This window comes from Rhodococcus sp. IEGM 1306, from assembly GCF_036541985.1.
GTDB lineage: Bacteria > Actinomycetota > Actinomycetes > Mycobacteriales > Mycobacteriaceae > Rhodococcus_F > Rhodococcus_F qingshengii.
This window is the reverse complement of the sequence record NZ_JAZHFF010000008.1, coordinates 82613-99796: the sequence shown is the minus strand read 5'-3', so window position 1 is coordinate 99796 and position 17184 is coordinate 82613. Positions and strand designations below refer to the sequence as shown.

At 63.5% G+C, this 17184-nt stretch carries 16 protein-coding genes; 6 read left to right on the top strand and 10 right to left on the bottom strand.

Features of this window, described 5'->3' with window-relative positions; genetic code table 11:
• Nucleotides 1-12: 12 nt before the first annotated feature.
• Entirely contained in the window at nt 13-1116 is a 1104-nt protein-coding gene (gene proB / locus V3587_RS22530) for a glutamate 5-kinase (RefSeq protein WP_204855923.1), read from the top strand.
• Here proB and V3587_RS22525 read toward each other — a convergent pair.
• Nucleotides 1089-1946 carry an NAD-dependent protein deacetylase gene (locus V3587_RS22525; RefSeq protein WP_042450219.1) on the bottom strand — a complete coding sequence of 286 codons (858 nt, stop codon included), beginning with the start codon at nt 1944-1946 and terminating at the stop codon, nt 1089-1091. The genes proB and V3587_RS22525 overlap by 28 nt on opposite strands.
• Nucleotides 1947-1996: 50 nt before the next feature.
• Here V3587_RS22525 and V3587_RS22520 point away from each other — a divergent pair, with 50 nt between their 5' ends.
• Nucleotides 1997-2518, top strand: a complete 522-nt coding sequence (locus V3587_RS22520; protein WP_317829761.1) for a VOC family protein — start codon at nt 1997-1999, stop codon at nt 2516-2518.
• Nucleotides 2519-2562: 44 nt separating this feature from the next.
• Here V3587_RS22520 and V3587_RS22515 read toward each other — a convergent pair whose 3' ends face one another.
• From V3587_RS22515 to V3587_RS22475, 9 genes are all read right to left on the bottom strand, one after another.
• The gene (locus V3587_RS22515) at nt 2563-3495 is read right to left on the bottom strand and encodes a D-isomer specific 2-hydroxyacid dehydrogenase family protein (RefSeq protein ID WP_007731007.1); all 933 of its coding nucleotides are present in this window, start codon (nt 3493-3495) and stop codon (nt 2563-2565) included.
• Nucleotides 3496-3504: 9 nt separating this feature from the next.
• Nucleotides 3505-3903, bottom strand: coding sequence for an ectoine synthase (locus V3587_RS22510; RefSeq protein ID WP_003944463.1), 399 nt, complete (start codon nt 3901-3903; stop codon nt 3505-3507).
• Nucleotides 3904-3918: 15 nt separating this feature from the next.
• Entirely contained in the window at nt 3919-5181 is a 1263-nt protein-coding gene (ectB, locus tag V3587_RS22505; RefSeq protein WP_003944528.1) for a diaminobutyrate--2-oxoglutarate transaminase, read from the bottom strand.
• A gap of 48 nt (nt 5182-5229) precedes the next feature.
• Nucleotides 5230-5745, bottom strand: a complete 516-nt coding sequence (ectA, locus tag V3587_RS22500) for a diaminobutyrate acetyltransferase (RefSeq protein ID WP_003944572.1) — start codon at nt 5743-5745, stop codon at nt 5230-5232.
• A 160-nt stretch (nt 5746-5905) separates the two neighbouring features.
• Nucleotides 5906-8005, bottom strand: a complete 2100-nt coding sequence (locus V3587_RS22495) for a RecQ family ATP-dependent DNA helicase (RefSeq protein WP_283377251.1) — start codon at nt 8003-8005, stop codon at nt 5906-5908.
• 39 nt (nt 8006-8044) lie between these two features.
• The gene (locus V3587_RS22490; RefSeq protein WP_054187684.1) at nt 8045-8866 is read right to left on the bottom strand and encodes a MerR family transcriptional regulator; all 822 of its coding nucleotides are present in this window, start codon (nt 8864-8866) and stop codon (nt 8045-8047) included.
• Between the two features lie 53 nt (nt 8867-8919).
• Complete coding sequence (locus tag V3587_RS22485; protein ID WP_042450215.1) at nt 8920-9801, bottom strand: ribokinase; 882 nt, start codon at nt 9799-9801, stop codon at nt 8920-8922.
• Entirely contained in the window at nt 9798-11240 is a 1443-nt protein-coding gene (locus V3587_RS22480; RefSeq protein ID WP_003944479.1) for an MFS transporter, read from the bottom strand. Before V3587_RS22480 ends, V3587_RS22485 begins: the two co-directional genes overlap by 4 nt.
• 243 nt (nt 11241-11483) lie before the next feature.
• The gene (locus V3587_RS22475) at nt 11484-12587 is read right to left on the bottom strand and encodes an NADH:flavin oxidoreductase/NADH oxidase (RefSeq protein ID WP_064074809.1); all 1104 of its coding nucleotides are present in this window, start codon (nt 12585-12587) and stop codon (nt 11484-11486) included.
• Nucleotides 12588-12736: 149 nt separating this feature from the next.
• Between V3587_RS22475 and V3587_RS22470 the strand changes: the two genes are divergently transcribed.
• Genes V3587_RS22470 through nadD form a run of 4 tightly spaced genes read left to right on the top strand, consistent with a single transcriptional unit; the run spans nt 12737 to nt 17181 of the window.
• Nucleotides 12737-14023, top strand: a complete 1287-nt coding sequence (locus V3587_RS22470; RefSeq protein WP_064074808.1) for a glutamate-5-semialdehyde dehydrogenase — start codon at nt 12737-12739, stop codon at nt 14021-14023.
• A 39-nt stretch (nt 14024-14062) separates the two neighbouring features.
• Nucleotides 14063-14974 carry an AAA family ATPase gene (locus V3587_RS22465; RefSeq protein WP_003944506.1) on the top strand — a complete coding sequence of 304 codons (912 nt, stop codon included), beginning with the start codon at nt 14063-14065 and terminating at the stop codon, nt 14972-14974.
• An 8-nt stretch (nt 14975-14982) separates the two neighbouring features.
• Nucleotides 14983-16446 carry a vWA domain-containing protein gene (locus V3587_RS22460; RefSeq protein WP_003944477.1) on the top strand — a complete coding sequence of 488 codons (1464 nt, stop codon included), beginning with the start codon at nt 14983-14985 and terminating at the stop codon, nt 16444-16446.
• An 18-nt stretch (nt 16447-16464) separates the two neighbouring features.
• Complete coding sequence (nadD, locus tag V3587_RS22455; RefSeq protein WP_003944462.1) at nt 16465-17181, top strand: nicotinate-nucleotide adenylyltransferase; 717 nt, start codon at nt 16465-16467, stop codon at nt 17179-17181.
• Nucleotides 17182-17184: the final 3 nt, after the last annotated feature.

The window sequence follows — 17184 nt, the reverse complement described above, 5'->3', positions numbered from 1 at the left end:
GGGAACGGGACTGTGCTCGGGTCCACCAGGGAGTCGATAGCGTCGGCTCACAGTATCGTCGTGAAGATCGGGTCGTCTGCGCTCACCAGTCTGGTGGCGGGACTCGATACTCACCGACTCGATCTGTTGGCCGATGCCATCGAGGCTCGCATGCGTGCGGGTTCCGATGTCGTCGTTGTCTCGTCCGGTGCCGTCGGCGCCGGACTGGCGCCGCTGGGACTGACCAAGCGACCGCGGGATCTCGCGACCAAGCAGGCTGCGGCCAGCGTCGGTCAGTTGGCTCTGGCTCACGCCTGGGGTACGTCGTTCGCCCGTTACGGCCGTACCGTCGGGCAGGTTCTACTCACGGCTGACGACATCGCTCGACGGACGCAGCACCGCAACGCCCAACGGACACTCGATCGTCTACGGGCATTGCACGCGGTGGCGATCGTGAACGAGAACGACACCGTTGCCACCACCGAACTTCGATTCGGTGACAACGATCGGCTGGCTGCTCTGGTTGCTCATCTGGTCGGCGCCGACGCGTTGATCCTGTTGTCGGATGTGGACGGACTGTACGACGGGGATCCCCGAAAGGGCGATGCCACACTGATTCCCGAGGTCAACAGTCCCGAGGATCTCGACGGTGTGGTTGCCGGTTCGGGTGGCGCCCTCGGTACCGGAGGCATGGCGTCGAAGCTCTCAGCAGCACGCCTGGCCGCTGATTCCGGCGTGCCGGTTCTGCTCGCGGCAGCATCGGACGCTGCGCAGGCACTCAGTGGTGCCGATGTCGGAACGGCATTTGCGCCGCGGCCGACGCGATTGTCGGCCCGCCGATTCTGGGTTCGTCACGCCGCTGACACATCGGGTGACCTCCACCTCGACGAAGGCGCCGTCCGCGCGGTCGTGTCCAAGCGTCGAAGCCTTCTGTCCGCTGGCATCGTCGGTGTATCCGGTGACTTCCACGCCGGCGACGTAGTGTCCCTGATGGGGCCGGGGGAGAAGCCCGTCGCCCGGGGTGTCGTTGCGTTCGACGCTGCGGAGATCGAGGAGATCCTGGGGCGCTCCACCACCGATCTGCCGGCCGAAATGCAGCGTCCTGTCGTTCACGCGGACGACTTGGTGGCGCTGTAGCTTTCGTGCTCAACGAGGGCGGAAAGTGCTTCAGCGCAACCGACTTCGAGCTTGAGGTCGGCGAATTCGTCGCCGCGAGTCGTGCCTCGATTGACGATGGCGATCGGCTTCCCGGTCTTGGCGGCATGCCGGACGAAACGTAGGCCGGACATCACGGTCAACGACGACCCGGCTACCAACAGTGCGTCGGATTGGTCGACAAGGCTGTATGCACGGGCGACGCGTTCCTTGGGGACGGATTCGCCGAAGTAGACGATGTCCGGTTTGAGTAAGCCACCGCACACGGCGCAATCCACGACGCGAAAGTGTGCGGTGGATTCGATCACGGCATCTGCGTCGGGTGCGATTTCGACTCCTGTTGCAGCAGCGACTGTTTCGGCGAATCCGGGATTGGCTTCTTCCAGCCTCTCCGCGAGAGTGGTGCGGGAGATCAGCCGCTGGCAGCTCAGGCATCGAACCTGCGCGTAGGTGCCGTGGAGGTCGATGACGTTTCGCGCGCCGGCCTTGGTGTGCAGGAGGTCGACGTTCTGGGTGATCACGCCGACGGCTCGCCCTGTTCGTTCCAGCGCCGCGACGGCCCGGTGGCCCTGGTTGGGGCGGGAGCTGTCCATGTATCGCCAGCCGATGTGGTTGCGAGCCCAGTAGTGCCGCCGAAACGCCGGATCGCCGATGAACTGCTGGAACGTCATCGGATTGCGCGGTGGCGAATCAGGGCCGCGGTAGTCCGGGATTCCGGAGTCGGTGGAGATGCCGGCGCCTGTCAGAACTGCCAGGCGACGGCCGGCCAGGAGCTCGGGGAGGGCGTCGAGGCGGCTGTTGTCGGTAGGCACCGTTCCAGGATAGGCGCGTGTGCGAGACGGAGGCGCGGAGGAAGTCCGAAATGTTCAATAGAACACGTGTGCGATCGCCAATACTCGTATACATGAACACAGTGAACCCAATCCCTGCTGGTTACCGCACGATCACTCCCTACCTTGCGGTGCCGGACGGCCATGCCGCACTCGACTACTACAAACGAGCACTTGGAGCTGAGATAGTCGATGCGATGAACGCACCTGACGGCTCCCTCATGCATGCGGAGATCCGGATCGGCGATTCGATGCTGCAGCTTTCGCAGGAGATGCCGGACTTCGGTCTCAAATCACCGCAGGACGGCTGGGTGCATTCGTCGATCGTCGTCTACACCGAGGACACGGACGAGTTTGTCGCTCGGGCAGTCGCCGAGGGAGGCACGCTGGTCACGGCTGTGGCCGATACATTTTCGGGCGACCGGCATGGAGTGTTTCTCGATCCGTTCGGCCACAGGTGGGCAGTATGCACGAAGGTCGAGGATGTACCTGCCGAAGAGGTCGCTCGCCGGGCGCGGGCGCTTTTCTTTCCGGAGACGCAGTCGCCACAGTAATTTGTGGCAACCGTCGTCCGAGCATTCGAGCTTCGGCGGCGTGCTCAGTATCCGGCTACTGGGTCCACGAGGGCAGCCAGCGCCTCACCCTTCGCGAAGCGGGTCACGTTCTTGGAGACGTGATCCGCGAACGCGGCGGGGCGAACGCCTGGCGGATTGGAATCGTGGGGTGTGATGATCGCATTCGTCAGATCCCACAGTGGGTGACCGTCCGGGAGGGGTTCGGGATCGGTGACGTCGAGACCGGCGCCGCCGATCTGTTCCGACTCGATGGCCTCGACCAGTGCGTCGGTGTCGACCAGTGATCCGCGCGCGACATTGATCACCCAGGAATGGGGTTGCATCGCCGCCAACTGCGCACGGCCCACGAGGTGGCGGGTGGCCGGGGTGGCGGGCGCAGCAATCACGAAGTGATCTGCGCGAGAATAGATTTCATCCATCCTGGATGCGGGGTACGTCGAGATCGCCCCGGGGACCGGGCTACCGGAACGATTGACTGCGATGCTGTCCGCCCCCTGCGCGGCCAGCATCGGAATCAGCGCGCGGCCGATACCGCCTGCGCCGATGATCGCAACCGTCGAGCCACGAAGGGTGCCGATCTTGGGAAAGAACTCGAACTGACGCCACGTTCGAGCCTCGATGTGTGCAGGCAAGTGGCGAACTCCGGCCAAGAGAAGCATGAGTGCATGCTCGGCCACCGACGCCGAAAACGCACCGGCCGCCGAGGTCCACGTGATTTCTGTGTCCTTCGGAATCACACCGGAGTCGAACCAATCCTCGATTCCCGCCGACGGAAGCTGCACCCACCTGACCGACGCCGGTAACTCCGACGGAAAGGTCTCGGGTGAGCCCGCCCAGATCAGGGCGTCCGCAGTGTCGATCGGACTGATCAGACCACCGCCCCGAAGCACCGCGCTGTCGAGCAGTGCATCGGGGACGGGGCCGATCGCTACGCGTGGAGAGGTGTCAGTCGCCATGACTAGACGCTACGCGGGGACCTCCACCAGTGGGTAGACACCGTTCTCGTCGTGCACCTCACGCCCGGTGACCGGCGGATTGAACACGCACAGCATGCGCATCTGCGTGTCCGGCTCGACGCGGTGACGCTCGTGGCCGTTGAGCAGGTACATCGACCCCGGTGCGAGATCGTATTCCTTGTTGTTGTCGAGGTCGATCAGCTTGCCGGTGCCCTCGACGAGCCAGACAGCCTCGACGTGGTTGGCGTAATGGAACTCGTTGACCGAACCCGCCTTGATGGTGGTCTCGTGGAACGAGAACCCGACGCGGTCGCCGCCGAGGACGATGCGCTTGCTGCGCCAGTTTCCGTCCTCACTCGTGATGTCGCGGTCGGTGTCGGTGATCTCGGTGGTGGTGCGAACGATCATGGGAGAGTCCTTCCTCTAGCTGCAGACCTTGAGTGTCGCCTCGGCCAGGATGGAGAGGCCGTGCTCGAGCTCGTCGTCGGTAATCGTCAGTGCGGGAAGCAGTTTCACAACCTGGTCGGAGGGTCCGGAGGTCTCGGCGAGCAATCCCTCGTCGAATGCCAACTGGCAGACCTTGCCGGCGCGCTCGGGCTGTTCGAAGACGAGGCCCTGAACCAAGCCACGCCCGCGGTGCGAGACCTCGCCGGGGAACTGATCGGAGAGGTTGGCGAAGCATTCGCTGATGCGTGCGCCCTTCTTCAGCGTCGTCTTGGTGAGGGCGTCGTCGGACCAGTAGTGGTCGAGTGCCACCTTGGAGGTGACGAACGCCGGGTTGTTGCCGCGGAATGTGCCGTTGTGCTCGCCCGGTCCCCAGACGTCGAGTTCACGCTTGAACAGCGTGAGCGCCATCGGCATTCCGTAGCCGCTGATCGACTTGGACAACGTGACGATGTCGGGAACGATTCCGGCCTCTTCGAAGGAGAAGAACGGGCCGGTACGGCCGCAACCCATCTGGACGTCGTCGACGATCAACAGGATTCCGCGATCCGAGCACAGTGTTGCCAGCGCCCGAAGCCATTCGGGGCGAGCGACATTGACGCCACCTTCACCCTGCACGGTTTCGACGATCACTGCCGCGGGGCGGTTGATTCCACTGCCGGAATCATCGAGAACGCGGGAGAACCACTGGAAGTCCTCGGTGACGCCGTCGAAGTAGTTGTCGAAGGGCATCGGTGTCGTGTGCACGAGGGGGACACCGGCGCCCGCGCGCTTCATCGAGTTACCGGTCACGGAGAGTGCACCAAGTGTCATTCCGTGAAATGCGTTGGTGAAGTTGATGACTGCCGAACGTCCGGTGACCTTGCGAGCCAGCTTCAATGCAGCCTCGACGGTGTTCGAGCCGGTCGGGCCGGGGAACTGGACCTTGTAGTCCAGTCCGCGTGGCTCGAGGATGTTGCGCTGAAAGGTCTCGAGGAATTCGCGTTTGGCGACAGTGGACATGTCGAGGCCGTGCGTGATGCCGTCGTTCATGATGTAGTCGACCAGTGCGGACTTGAGCACCGGGTTGTTGTGACCGTAGTTGAGTGCGCCGGCGCCGGCGAAGAAATCGAGGTAGTCGCGTCCGTTCTCGTCACGAATCCAGGATCCGGATGCGCTGGTGAACACTGCGGGCCAGTCACGGCAGTAGCTGCGAACCTCGGACTCGAGGGTTTCGAAAATGCTTGCTTCGTTGATATTCATATCTTCTTTGTTCCTCCGGGGCATGCTGTATGCCGAGCGCGAAGTGCGCTAGGCGCCGATCGTGTAAAGATCTTCGGCTTCGTGTCCATCGGGAAAATCGTTGGGCGAGAACAAGGTCTGCCTGGTTATCGGTACTTCGCGCCGACGTGCGAGCGCGGTGAAGAGTGCGATCGAAGCCTCGTTGTCGGGGCTGATCGTGGTCTCCAGATGTGTAACACCCAGTGGGGCAGTGCGATCCATCAAGTCGGACAGCATGCGGGCAGCAATTGCCTTGCCGCGCTGGTCTTCGTCGACCGCAACTTGCCACACGAACAGGGTTTCCTGAGCGCTGGGACGGGTATAACCGGAAACGAATCCGACTACGCGGCCGTCTACCTCCGCGACGATGGACGTCGCGCTGAAATCCCTGCACCACAACAGGTATGCATAACTCGAATTGAGGTCGAGCACCTTCGAATCACGTGCGATCTCCCAGAGCCGGACTCCGTCATCGATCTGTGGGCTTCTGAACAACACCGCGTCCGGCGCGGTGGTCGGGATAGCTCTCGTATCAACAGGCTTCATCGGTCATCTGAACGTAACAATCATTGCTGTCGAAGTCATGCAGATGTCCGTTTCGGGCCGTGTGGAACCCGTTGCGCCCCAGGTGAGGACATGAATGTGATGGTGCTCACATTATGTAACTTTTGCCGTTGTCGGAGCGACTATTTCGGGCAAAAACTCGCTATTTCGGGCTTGCGAGCGCCAACGGAAGTACAGAGTGAGCACCAGCCTGTCGAAGTGCGCGTGCGGCCATCGTGAAAGTCCAACCGGTATCGGCGATTGCGTCGACAAGAAGTATCGGTCCCTGGTGGATGCTCATGTCCGGGACTTCCCAAACATCGACCAGTCCGGACACGCGATAGGCGGAGTTCGCTGCCGACACCGGAGGGTGGTCGGGGCGCAAGCGAAGGGTGCCCAGGTCGGTCAATCGCCCGACCTCGGCCAGCTTGGCAGCCAGGCTCGACACCAGCAACGGATGCGTCGTGGATTCGAGGGCCATGACACCGGTGGGGCGCTCGGCCCAATTCCAGGCCGCCAGAACGCTGATACACGCGCTGACCACCGCATCGGGTACCTCGGCGTCGGGACCGTCGAAAAGCGCGCGGAGACGTTGACCCCAGCCCAGGTCCGACATCCGTCCGAGAATGCGCCCGGTTTCGGGCCCCTCGGTGATCTTCCCGGACAGCTTGACGCCCAGCTTGCTCAGGCCGGTCGGCCACATCTTGCGCGGCTCCAGGTCGAATCCGGGGCGCTGCAAGCGCGCCCGAGTCTCGTCGAGGGCAGCGGTGTCGACAGTGGTGTCGTAGCGATTGCCTGTGCAGTTGTCACAGCGACCGCACTGTGAGTTGTCCGAGGTCAGACCAGGATCGTCGAGTTGTTCACGCAGGAAGGTCATTCGACACGTCGTGATGCTCTGGTACTCGACCATTGCGGCCTGCTCGGCCTGGCGAGCGTCGTCGAGTCGGCCGTAGCGCTCGGCGTCGTACACCCAGGGTTCGCCGGTGCTGATCCACCCGCCCTTGACGCGTTTGACCGCGCCGTCGACGTCGAGGACTTTGAGGACCATCTCGAGACGCGTGCGATTGAGCTCCACCAGAGGTTCGAGTGCCGGTGTCGACGTAGCCTTTTCGGTGTCGAGGTGTTCGATGACGCTGCGGACCAGGTGCTCGCGGGGGAAGGCGACCGAGGCGAAGTAACTCCAGATCTGCTTGTCCTCGGCGCCAGGCAGGAGGATCACGTCTGCCCTGTCGGTGGAACGACCGGCGCGGCCCACCTGCTGGTAGTACGAGATCGGCGACGACGGTGCGCCGAGGTGGACGACGAACCCGAGATCAGGCTTGTCGAAGCCCATCCCGAGTGCCGAGGTGGCCACCAGAGCCTTGACGCGATTACCCAACAAGTCCTGCTCGAGAGATTCACGTTCAGTGGGATCGGTCTGGCCCGTGTAGGCGGCGACGGTATGGCCGCGCTCGGAGAGCAGGCTTGCGAGGTCGCGCGCGGCCGAAACCGTCAGCGTGTAGATGATGCCCGAACCCGGCAGCGTCTCGAGCATGTCGACAAGCCAGGCAGCGCGCGCCGTCGCCTCCGGAATGTGGACTACAGAGAGGTGAAGCGACTCGCGTTCGAGCCCGCCGCGAAGGACGAGGGTTTCCTCACCGCCGACGCCGAGTTGGGCGGACACGTCCTCGACGACGCGGTTGTTGGCCGTCGCCGTGGTTGCGAGGACGGGAATGCCCTCGCCGAGTTCGGCGATCAAGGTCCTGATGCGGCGGTAGTCGGGACGGAAGTCGTGGCCCCAGTCGGAAACGCAGTGAGCCTCGTCGACTACGACCAGGCCGGCATCAGCTGCCAGGGCCGGGAGCACCTGATCGCGGAAGTCAGGGTTGTTCAGGCGCTCGGGGCTGACCAGAAGGACGTCGAGATCATTGGCTGCGACGCGGGCATGGATGTCGTCCCATTCGGTGACGTTGCCCGAATTGATGGTTGCGGCGCGCACTCCGGCACGTTCGGCAGAACTGACCTGGTTTCGCATCAGGGCCAACAACGGAGAGACGATGACGGTGGGGCCGTGGCCCGTTGCCCGGAGCAGCTTCGCCGAGATGAAGTAGACCGCAGATTTGCCCCAGCCGGTCCGCTGTACGACGAGCGCGCGTTTGCGCTGCACCACCAGCGCCTCGATGGCCGTCCACTGGTCCTCGCGTAGGCGGGCATCCGGCCCCGCGAGTTCGCGGAGCAGCCGCTCGGCTTCGTCGCGCATGGCTGGGGCAGTGGCGGTGGTCATGGACCCCATGGTGCACGACCCTGCCGACACGTGCGGGCTTCAGGCCTTGGCAACAGGTTCCTGCAGTTCGGTGACCCAGCCGTCGACATCCTCCGGGCACGCCAGCGTCACCTCACGGCTGGGGCCGGCATTGCGGTATCCCGCTGCGTCGATCCATTGGGCCAACGCCTGATAAGCGGGCAGGCAGTTGTCCATCGAACCCTTGTGCAGCAGCGAGGCCACGTGCTCTTCGGCCCGCAGGTCCACCACAGCGAACTCGTAGTCGCCATCGGGATTCGCGTCTACCGGTAGCGCCGCATGGACGACGACGTTCTCGTCGTCACCGGCATCCTCGTAGTAAGCGACAGCGGGTCCGATCGCGGCGATACCGGCACGATCCAAACCGGTACAAAGGCGCTCGTACAACCCGCGAACCACCGGGCCGATCGACGACGGATCCATCGTCTTGGCGCTACCGGTCAACTCCGCGACCCGCAGCGCCGGAACTGACTTGATCACAACCTCGTATGCGGACATCTGTCCCTCACTTTCGATGATCCGTAGGCGCGCCTGTACATGCGCCAGTCGCGCGGTGTCTTCCTGGATTCGGGTTTCGAGTTCTGCTCGGCGAAGCGTGAGCATCCCGCGGATCTCGTCGACGGTGACCGCTGACTCCACCACTTGCTGGACCTGGGCCAGAGTCAGGCCCAACTCCTTGAGAGCGACGATGCGGTTGAGCAGCGCCAACTGGCCCGCGGTGTACGAGCGATACCCGGTGGATGCGTCGACCCTCGCGGGTCTGAGCAGACCGATGGCGTCGTAGTGGCGGAGCATGCGCACCGACACACGACCTGCTCTCGCGAAGTCTCCGATGCTCAACATCCTTGCTCGCCCCGTTTCTCTCTCACAAACCCGATACCTACAGGTTTACGACCTCACACGGTGTCAGAGTCAAGCTGTCGGTTCAGGACTTTTTCGATCGCAGCGCGAGTGGGTGACGACACCGACGCGCCGCGGACCGTCGTCGCCAGACTTCCCGCCGTGGCAGCGAACTGCAGGGCGCGGTCCTGGCCCTGCACCCACTCCACGGCGAAGGCGCCGGTGAAAGCATCGCCTGCGCCAGTTGTATCCACGGGTGTCACGGCCGGGGAGTCGGCGTGGATTGTCTCCTCGCCCGACCGGAGATCCGCGCCGCCGGCCCCGAGCGTCGTGACGAGGTATCGGACGCGACCGGTGACCGCGGCCAACTGCTCCGACTCGGTCTGGTTGACGATCAGGATGTCGACAGACTCGATCAGGGCGCCCGGAAGGTCTTGTACCGGCGAAGGATTGAGGATGACAGTTGTTCCGTTGGCACGCGCGTGCCGGGCCGCTGCGGTGACCGTGTCGAGGGGTATTTCGAGTTGGCACAGGAGAACGTCGGCGTGTGCGATCGCGTCGAGGTCTGCTTCTGACAACGAGGTGACCGAGGAATTGGCGCCCGGGACGACGATGATGTTGTTCTCCGCGTCCTCGCTCACGGTGATGGCGGCAACGCCGCTCGGGCCGTCGACACTACGAAGCAACGCGGTGTCGACCCCGGCGTCTTGCAGGGTCTCGCGCAATTGGGTGCCGAAACCGTCGTCGCCGACCGCGCCGACGAACGACACGTCCCCACCGGCCTTCGCGGCGGCGATGGCCTGGTTGCTGCCTTTGCCTCCCGCCGCGGTGGCAAAGGCAGTGCCGAGCAGCGTTTCTCCCGGAGCGGGGAATCTGGATACTGACGTGGTCAGATCCATGTTGATACTGCCGACGACGACGATTCGAGGCGTGCTCATACCTCGAGGTTATCGGCCTTCATTCTCTTTCGACGAACCTTGCGGATGATCCGACGTGCTTCCTCGTCGGTGGCGACGGAGGGCGGAGAGCCGTCGAGTGGCTTGCGTGCGGTCTCGGGGATCATCAGGACTGCGATACCGCCGATCACGGCGGCGATCATCATGTACATTGGTGCGACCAAGTTGCTGCCCGTTGCACTTTCGAGGGCGGTGAGCACCAGGGGAGTGGTCCCGCCGAAGATGGAGACCGCGAGGTTGTATCCGATTGCCAAGCCGCCGTACCTGATTCCGGTCGGAAAGAGTGCGGGAAGCACGGACGGGAACACTCCGACGAACAGCAGGAGCAAGCCACCGAGAATTGCGAGTCCCAGGAAGACCGTCACGTAGTTGCCGACGCCGATCAGAAGGTAGGCAGGCAGGGACAGGACGAAGAATCCGATGAAACCGCTGAGCAGCAAGGGTTTACGCCCGACGCGGTCCGAGAACTTTCCGACGTAGCTGATTCCCATCATCATCACGATCATGACGATGATCATCAGAACGAGTCCGTGGGATTCGTCGTAACCCAACGTGTTGGTCAGATACGTCGGCATGTAGCTGAGCAGTCCGTAGTGAGCGATGTTGTACGTGGCCACCAGGACGATGCACAGAACAAGCGGACGCCAGTTGTCGACGAGAGTTTCGCGTAGTTTCTTGCCTGTGGATTCATCTGCGAGGGAGCGCTCTTCGGCCTGCTCCATCATCTGGAATGCGGGAGTTTCCTCCAAACGCAGACGGAGGTACAGGCCGATGAGACCCAGAGGTCCGGCAATGAGGAAGGGGATGCGCCAGCCCCACTGGAGTAGGTCCTCGGCACTGACGACGGTCTGGATGATCGTCACGATGCCCGCTGCCGCCACATATCCTGCCAGAGTACCGAATTCGAGGAAGCTGGCGAAGAAACCGCGGCGCTTGTCCGGTGCGTATTCGGCGACGAACGTACTGGCTCCGCCGTATTCGCCGCCGGTGGAAAAGCCCTGCAGTAGGCGTAGGAGTACCAGCAGGATCGGGGCGGCGATACCGATGGATTCGTAGCTCGGGATGAGGCCGATGGCGAAGGTGCTGCCCGCCATCAGAATGATGGTGGTGGCCAGGACTTTCTTGCGTCCGATGCGGTCACCGAGTGGACCGAAGAACAATCCGCCGAGTGGGCGGACGATGAAGGCTGCCGCAAAAATTGCAAAGGTAGAGAGGAGTTGAGCGCTGCCGCTCGCGTCCGGGAAGAACACTTTTCCTATAGTGGTAGCTAGATATGCGTAAACGCCGAAATCGAACCACTCCATGGCATTTCCGAGCATCGTTGCCTTGACAGCGCGCTTGACGGACGCATTGTCGGTGACGCAGACATCGGGTGATTCGGCCACTTCGAGAGCGCTGATCGAGTTCTCTGGTGTAGTCATGACATGCGCTCCCCAGCGCAATCATCGAACCGAGCGGGGCACGTACCTGATGCACGCATCTTTTCGTTGCCCACTCGCCGATGAGCCGGTCGGGAAATCGAGCGTCCGCGTGCCCTGTGGCTCGTTGCGACCCCCGTCGCACGGCTCTGGCCCGCGGCAGTGTCCGGAACCCTCAGGGCTCCGGACTACCGGCAAGTAAGACGCTTACGCTATCAAAGTTGTGCGCGGGAGCCGATTTTCGGGCTAGAAGGCGCGGGCGTACTGCGACGGGATATGCGGTCCTACCTCGGCGTTCAGTTCACGGGCCGCCCGGCGCGCCCAGTAGGGATCTCGCAACAGTTCGCGGCCGAGGAGCACCGCCACTGCGCTTCCGTCTTCGACGATCTTCTCGGCTTGTTCGGGTTCGGTGATGAGGCCGACGGCGGCGGCCGGTAGCAGGCTCTCGTTCTGCAGGCGACGGGCGAACGGAACCTGGTATCCCGGCTCCACCGGAATCTTGGCTGCCGGTGAATTACCGCCGGTGGACACGTCGACGAGATCGACGCCGTAGTCGGAGAGGATGTTGGCGAGGGCTACGGTCTGATCCGCGGTCCAGCTCTCGACGTCGAGCCCACGTTCTTCCGTGAGCCAATCGGTCGCCGAGACCCGGACGAAGAGCGGTAGCTCGGCCGGCCACACCTCGCGGACTGCGCTCAGGATTTCGAGGAGCAACCGGATGCGGTTCTCGAAGCTGCCGCCGTAGCGGTCGGTCCGCTTGTTGCTCTCGGGGGAGAGGAACTGATGGATCAGGTATCCGTGGGCCGCGTGAATTTCCACGACCTTGAATTCGGCCTTCAGTGCGCGGGTAGCCGCCGCTGCAAAGTCTGCGACGACCTTCTCGATGCCTTCCGTGGTGAGCTCGACCGGATCGGCAAGGTGACCGAACGGAACCGCGCTCGGGGCCACCGTCTGCCACGAGAGTCGGTCGTCGGCGGGCAGGCCCTTGCCGCCGCGCCACGGAACCTGCGTCGACGCTTTGCGTCCGGCGTGGGCCAGCTGGATTCCGGGCACTGCGCCGAAGTACGCGAGTTGCGCGTTGATCTCGGCGAAGGCTTGCGCCTGCGTGTCGTTCCAGATCCCCAGATCAGCTGCCGATATGCGGCCTTCGGGATTGACGGCCGTCGCCTCGGTGAGAATCAGGCCGGTGCCGCCGATTGCACGGCTCACCAGATGCGTGCGATGCCACTCGTTGGGCACTCCGACCTGGTCGCCGATGACGTCAGCGGAGTACTGGCACATCGGTGCCATCCAGACGCGGTTCGGGATGGTGACGCCGCGCAGGGTCAAAGGCTCGAACAACACACTCACGGATGGCTCCTGACTCGAAGAAGAAGGTCGGTGGGTGCAACAGCGCCCCGCATCGGAATTGTTCCCCGGCGGTCCGCCGGAATGGTCCCGGGTGGTCACAGCCTCGTTCCGCCGAGCAGGCCGTCACGGTGGGTGGTTAATGTGTATTCATGACCGCTGTGACTTCCAACGCAGAAACCGTCGACTCGGACGCGTCCGACACCAAGTCCGTCGTGCACGACGCCGCACGCCGAGCCCGTAAGGCTTCGCGTGTCCTGGCTCTGCTGACCACGGCGCAGAAGGATGCTGCGCTCCACGCCGCAGCCGACGCGGTACTCGCGGCAAGTGATCGGATTCTCGCGGCCAACGCTCTCGATATCGACACCGCGAAGGCGGGCGGCACCGAGGAATCGCTGCTCGACCGTCTTCGTCTGACCGCTGACCGGATCGAGGGCATCGCGTCGGGTTTGCGTCAGGTTGCCGGACTACCCGATCCGATCGGTGAAGTGCTTCGTGGATCCACTCTGCCGAACGGTTTGGAACTACGTCAGCAGCGCGTTCCGCTCGGTGTCGTCGGTATGGTGTACGAGGCTCGTCCTAACGTGACCGTCGATGCCTTCGGGCTGACTCTCAAGTCGGGAAATGCTGCGCTGCTTCGTGGTTCGTCCTCGGCGGTCAAGTCCAACGAAGCGTTGGTGGCGGCTCTGCGCGCGTCGTTGGTTGCTCAGGGGCTCCCCGAGGACTCCGTTCAACTTCTGCCGAGTGCGGATCGGTCGACGGTCACGCACCTCATCCAGGCCCGCGGCCTCGTCGACGTCGTCATCCCGCGCGGCGGTGCCGGCTTGATCAGCGCCGTCGTGCGTGATGCCACCGTGCCCACCATCGAGACCGGTGTCGGTAACTGCCACGTCTATGTTCACTCGGCCGCCGATCTACTGATGGCCGAGAAGATTCTTCTCAACTCGAAAACCCGTCGGCCCAGTGTCTGCAATACAGCCGAAACCGTCCTGGTCGACGCTGCGATCGCCGAGACGGCCGTGCCGAAGCTGCTCCAAGCGCTTCAGATGCACGACGTCGTCGTGCACGGTGATCTGCCGGGACTGGTTCCCGCGACCGAGGACGACTGGTCGAAGGAATACCTCACCCTCGACGTCGCCCTCAAGGTCGTCAAGGACTTGGACGCTGCTGTCGAGCACATCGACCAGTACGGAACCGGTCATACCGAAGCCATCGTGACGTCCGATCTTTCGGCTGCCCGCGAGTTCACCGCTCGCGTCGACGCCGCGGCAGTGATGGTCAACGCGTCGACTGCCTTCACCGACGGTGAGCAGTTCGGATTCGGCGCCGAGATCGGCATCTCCACCCAGAAACTGCATGCGCGTGGCCCCATGGGGTTGCCGGAACTGACGTCCACCAAGTGGATCGTCTGGGGCGACGGGCACACCCGACCCGCCTGAAAAGTTCACCAGACTTGCCCACCTCTCAAGGAGTTAACCGTGGACCGAGCACTTCCCGACACGACGCCGTTCTTCTCGACCGTCGACGACGTGATCGAACGGCTGGCCGAAACCGGCTATCTGTCCGACAAGGCCACCGCGACGGCAGTCTTCCTGGCCGATCGTCTGGGCAAGCCGCTGCTCATCGAGGGCCCGGCCGGTGTCGGAAAGACGGAACTCGCCCGCGCAGTCGCCCAGACCACGGGCGCAGAACTGGTGCGTCTGCAGTGCTACGAGGGCGTCGACGAGGCTCGTGCGCTGTACGAGTGGAACCACGCGAAGCAGATTCTTCGGATTCAGTCGGGCGGGGCGAGCGGAGCGAGGGGTGATGTCGCGGTCGACCACAGCTGGGACTCGACGAAGGCGGATGTCTTCTCGGAGGAGTTCCTGCTCGCACGTCCACTGCTCAAGGCCATTCGCCGCGAGGACCCGACGGTGCTGTTGATCGACGAGACGGACAAGGCAGACGTCGAGATCGAAGGTCTGCTCCTCGAAGTGCTCAGCGACTTCGCGGTCACGATCCCCGAGCTCGGAACGATCACCGCCACCCGCAAGCCGTTCACGGTGTTGACCTCGAATGCCACTCGTGAACTCTCGGAGGCTCTGAAGCGTCGTTGCCTCTTCCTGCATCTCGATTTCCCGGACGCCGACCTCGAGCGTCGCATCCTCGCAAGCCGTGTGCCGGAGCTTCCTGAAGCGATTGCCGAGCAGCTGGTCAACACCATTCGTGTTCTTCGCGGAATGCAGCTCAAGAAGGTCCCTTCGGTATCCGAGACCATCGACTGGGGACGCACCCTTCTTGCTCTGGGCATGGACACTCTCGACGACGATGCCGTTCGCGCCACGCTCGGCGTGATCCTCAAGCACCAGTCGGACCAGGTGCGTGCCGCCGCTGAACTTCGGCTGAACTGAGGTCTGACATGGCTCCCGCAGGATCGACGTCGCCGCTCTCACCTGGCGGCCTGGCAGCGCCGCACGGGATTCCCGGTCACCTCGTCGATTTTGTCGAGGCTCTGCGACGCCGCGGAATCATGGTCGGCCCGTCCGAGACAGTCGACGCCGGTCAGGTCATGTCTGTTCTCGACCTGCTCGATCGTGAAGCGCTTCGTGAAGGGCTGGCATGCTCGCTCCTGCGCAGGCCGACCCACCGGGCGACGTTCGACGCCGTCTTCGACCTGTGGTTCCCCAAGGCGATCGGTGACCGTGCGGTCGGCGACGTCGACGTCACACTGCCGCGCAAGCCAGACGGCTCGATCGACCTGCAGGCATTGCGTGAGCTGATCGCCGAACTGCTGACAGACGGCAGTGACGAGGCGATGGAGATGACCGAACTCCTGACCGCCGCGATGGTCGAGGAACTCGGGCAGTACCAGTCGAGCAACGGCCCGTCGTTCTCCGCCTACCAGGCGCTGCGCGACGTCGCCCCGGAGACGTTGCTCAACAAGATCCTGCAGGGCCTGCTCGGCAACCAGGAGGGTTCCGGGTCAGAGGGCAAGGACAACTCCGACTATCAATCCGAGGTCGCCAAGCGCACGGCAGCGCAGCGCATCGCGGACTTCCGCAAGATGGTCGAGAAGGAAACGCGTCGACGCACAGCCGAGAATTTGGGCAAGGAGCGGGTCGCCACGTACGGCGTTCCGAAACTCGCCGAGGAAGTCGACTTCTTGCGAGCATCCGATGCCGAACTCACCACGCTGAAGAAGAACGTCGCACCCCTGGCTCGCTTGTTGGCCAGTCGTCTCGCCGTGCGTCGTAGCCGCTCTCGCGCGGGTTCGATCGACCTACGTCGTACGTTGCGCAAGTCCATGTCGACGGGCGGAGTGCCGATCGATCTGGTGCAGCGCAAGCCGAAGCGGGCGCGGCCCGAACTTGTGGTGATGTGCGACGTGTCCGGCTCGGTGGCGGGGTTCAGCCATTTCACTCTGCTGCTCGTGAACGCTTTGCGTGAGCAGTTCTCGCGCGTGCGGGTGTTCGCGTTCATCGACACGACCGACGAGGTCACGCGGTTCTTCGACTCGAACGCAGACCTCGGATCAGCGATGTCACGGATGGTGCGTGAGGCCGAACTGATCACCTACGACGGCCACTCAGACTACGGACACGCCTTCGGAGTGTTCCAGGAGAAGTTCGCGCAGTCGATCACCAGTCGCACGTCGCTACTGGTACTCGGCGACGGTCGCAACAACTACCGCGATCCCAACCTTCAGTCGCTGTCGCAGATGGTGGCAGTAGCCAAGCACGCGCACTGGCTCAACCCCGAGCCGAAGGGGCAATGGGGAACGGGTGACTCCGCGGCGAAGGTCTACAACGAGGTCATCAGCATGCACGAGTGCCGCTCGGCCCAGCAGCTTGCCGACGTCGTGTCCCGTCTGCTGCCGGTCTGACCCGTAAGCTCGACACTCGTGCAGAAGGGACTATCGGTGGAACGTGCTCGACGCCTAGGAGTGATGGGTGGCACCTTCGACCCCATTCACCATGGCCACCTCGTTGCGGCCAGTGAGGTCGCCGACCGGTTCGGACTCGACGAAGTGATCTTCGTCCCCACCGGGCGGCCTTGGCAGAAGCAGGGGAAGGGCGTCAGTCCTGCCGAGGACCGGTACCTCATGACGGTCATCGCCACCGCCTCCAACCCGCGGTTTTCCGTCTCTCGGGTCGACGTCGACCGTGAAAAAGTGACGTACACCGTGGACACGCTGCGAGACCTCCGGGCCTACCACCCTGACGCCGAACTCTTCTTCATCACCGGTGCCGATGCGCTGGCCAGCATCCTTTCCTGGCAAGATTGGGAAGAGTTGTTCGCATTGGCGAAGTTCGTCGGGGTATCGCGACCGGGTTTCGATCTCAATGCAGAGCACCTGGCCGGTCACCTCGACACCATGCCCGCCGACGCGGTCACGTTGATAGAGATTCCGGCACTTGCCATTTCGTCGACCGAATGTCGGCGTCGGGCAAGTGAAGACCGCCCCGTCTGGTACCTGGTGCCGGACGGAGTGGTGCAGTACATCTCGAAGCGGAACCTGTATCGACCTGTCGACGCGGAGCGCCGCGACGGAGCTACAACGATGTCGGAGCCCGCACCGGGGAAGTCGGAAGCCGTCCCGGGCGCCGAATCGAGCTAGCCG